Origin of the sequence: Bacillus sp. AF62, from assembly GCF_050312695.1 — a bacterium.
In the GTDB taxonomy this organism is placed as follows: domain Bacteria; phylum Bacillota; class Bacilli; order Bacillales; family Bacillaceae_G; genus Bacillus_A; species Bacillus_A cereus.
Window position 1 is genome coordinate 1 of the sequence record NZ_JBNPJZ010000224.1, and the last position, 695, is coordinate 695.

Consider the following 695-nt stretch of genomic DNA (forward strand, 5'->3'; position numbering starts at 1 on the left):
TTTGTATTATCTACTTGCGTTTTAAGTTCTGTAAGAGTCTGTTTCGTCCCCTCAGCTGTTGTCTTAATCTCGTTTGTCTTCTGCTCCAACTGTGACAAGCCTTCATTCGTTTTCGTTAGCTCAGATTTCTCTGCTTTTTGTTTAAGAGCCTCATTTGTTTGACTCATAGATGTGTTAATATCTTGGAACTTTTTAACGTTACCATTCTTATCAGTTTCATAGATTTGTTTACCAATAAATCCATTGTTAATTTCCTCTTTTGTAAACACTCCAGATTTATCAGCTTTATCTTTTAACTGTGTATGAATCCATGTTTGATCCACTTTTCCATTAACTTGCTTTTGAACATCCACTATTTGTCCAGCTATTTCTTGCGCTTTACCTTCCACACTTTGAACCTTTTGATTCAATTCTGTTTTAGCTGTTTCAATATCTTCCTTAACCTCTTTAATACTTTGCTTTAATGGTCCTGTATCTGGAGTAACCCTTTGCCATTGACCACCTTTCCAAAGTTTCTGCACCTTATTTTCAGGATCAGAACTATCTATCCACAAAGTTTTTCCATCACGTAAATTCTCAGTAGGAGCCGTTGGTTGTTCGATAATATCAACCATGTTTTGCTCCATATATTTCTGTGTTGTTTCTGCCAAATCTTTTGCTGTTTGACTTTCTTTTTGAGCCTGATCAGCTTTATC

At 35.5% G+C, this 695-nt stretch carries 1 pseudogene; it reads right to left on the reverse strand.

Annotated elements, in window-relative coordinates:
• Positions 1 to 695 (reverse strand): annotated as a pseudogene (locus ACQRBL_RS32450) (phage tail spike protein); the annotation flags it as partial.